The 1895-nt window shown below is 36.4% G+C and carries 3 protein-coding genes; 1 reads left to right on the forward strand and 2 read right to left on the reverse strand.

Going from position 1 to position 1895, the window contains the following annotated elements:
• Both V7149_RS21315 and V7149_RS21320 read right to left on the reverse strand, forming a co-directional pair.
• Positions 1-304, reverse strand: a 304-nt coding sequence (locus V7149_RS21315) for an anti-sigma factor family protein (RefSeq protein WP_335347599.1), incomplete at its 3' end; no start/stop codon positions are given.
• On the reverse strand, positions 291-878 hold the full coding sequence (locus V7149_RS21320; protein ID WP_335347600.1) for an RNA polymerase sigma factor: 588 nt from the start codon (positions 876-878) through the stop codon (positions 291-293). The genes V7149_RS21315 and V7149_RS21320, both read right to left, overlap by 14 nt.
• A gap of 312 nt (positions 879-1190) precedes the next feature.
• On the opposite strand from V7149_RS21320, the gene V7149_RS21325 reads away from it, so the two are divergent.
• Entirely contained in the window at positions 1191-1835 is a 645-nt protein-coding gene (locus V7149_RS21325) for a LytTR family DNA-binding domain-containing protein (RefSeq protein WP_335347601.1), read from the forward strand.
• The last annotated feature ends 60 nt before the right edge of the window (positions 1836-1895 follow it).

The following is a 1895-nucleotide window of genomic DNA, read 5'->3' on the forward strand; positions in this document are numbered from 1 at the left end:
ATAATGGTGAGAAGTGCTTAGCTAAAATTCCTTTTAATTGTCCAAAAAAACTTTGCTTTTTACTAATTTGTGCTGGTATATTATTTTCATCAAAAATAAAATTCATAACCTCATCTTTTAAGGAATTTGGAACCTCAGTTTCTTCAATATCATAAGAGAGCATTTGCCATGTTTCCTGAAGGGAATTGACTTCATTCCGACATTCGGCACATGTTTTAAGGTGAATTTCAAACTGTTTCTTTTCATGTTTTGACAGCTGATCAATTATAAATAGAGACAGGTTTTCACATTTATTTGTTTCCATGCCGAACCCCCTCCGTTTCTTCTTTAAAATACTTCCGCAATTTTTTCAAGGTTTGGTGCAGTCTGCTTTTTATCGTACCAAGCGGCTTTTGTTCCAGTTCTGCAATTTCACTTAATGAGTAGCCTTCCCAGTATAATAAATTAATTAGGCGCTGCTGTGGTTCTGAGAGCTGCTGCTTTGCTTCTTGAATTTGATGCTTTAATAGACTTTTTGAAACCTGCTCCGGTACACCCACTGTATGCCGATCTTCGATTTGTCCCCATTCGTTTGATTCTAGCTGAATCGATGCTGAATGCTTTTGTTCCTTCCGAATGAGATCAATTGCAATGTTTCTAGTAATGGTAAGAATCCAATTTGGAAACTTTCCTTTTGAAGAGCTATAGGTTTGTTTTGTGGTCCAAAGTCTGAGAAAAACTTGCTGAACAATCTCCTTTGTTTTCTCTGTATCTCCCTTTGACATTTTAAAGGAGAAGCTGTAGACAAGCTTTACGTAGCGATCATACAGTTCTTCAAGTGCAGGGCGATGATTTTGAACAATTAATTCTATAAGTTCTTCATCCGTTTTCAATTTCACTGCAAGTTGTCTCTCCCTTATAAAAAGCGTTTTATTAAGTATAAGGCATATACATGGGAGTGGGAATTAAAAAAATAGGTGAGTACATGAGCCTGATATGTTGAGAGGATTTTGAAGTGAACGCAAAAATTCTTTAAGAATGAATCTTTTTTAAGGTAACGAAAGATTGTATGAAGCGGTTCGCAGAAATTTTCAACGTTGTATAATATTGATTAAAACAGGAGCACTCATAAGCATCAGAATTCAGATAGAATCTTCTTTTAAAACATTGTAATATTAAACTAGTTCTATTTTTTGGAAGGAAGTCAGGAAATGAAGAGTATTTCAGTAAGCTCACTATTAGATGTAATTGGTGAACTGTTTTCAGATGAAATTTCAATTGCGGTTTCTAACACAAAAGAATATATTTATTACCGGCCGAGTAAACGTGTAGATTTAAAAATCAAGCCGGGAGACCCTTTAAAGGATGGGACAATCGCCTATAAGGCCATTGCCACAGGGAATAAAGCTTCAGAATTTATCAATCGGGATGTATTTGGAGTTCCATACCATGGAATGGCCGTTCCATTTCATCATGACGGAGTTCTAGAGGGCTGTGTCACTGCTATTTATCCTGCTTTAACTGATGGGAAAGCGGTTGTGACTGTAAGGAGCCATGACGGCTGGCAACCGACCCCCTTTTCAAAAGTAGTTTATATTGAAGCAAAGGATAAGAAAACGTTCGTCTATACAGAAGAGTATTCGGGTACACATAAATATGCCCTTCAGGAATTTGAATATTTATTGCCTAAAGATTATTTTATCCGTTGTCACCGGTCTTATATTGTCAATGTCAATCATATTAAGGAAATTTATCCCGATACACATTCAACATTTATTCTAGCCATGAATAATGGAGACCACCTAACAGTCAGTCAGTCGTATTCTAGCTATTTTCGAAAATTATTAGGATTTTAAATGCTGCACTGACATTTCGAGGGAAGTAGTCGTTCACAAAGTCCAAGCAGCGGTGCTGGA

This window comes from Bacillus sp. JJ1503, assembly GCF_036965125.1.
Taxonomy (GTDB): domain Bacteria; phylum Bacillota; class Bacilli; order Bacillales; family Cytobacillaceae; genus Cytobacillus.

What these genes read in the sequence shown, in the direction of transcription:
- V7149_RS21325 (WP_335347601.1), top strand. Translation starts at nt 1,191, where the DNA reads ATGAAGAGTATTTCAGTAAGCTCACTATTAGATGTAATTGGTGAACTG.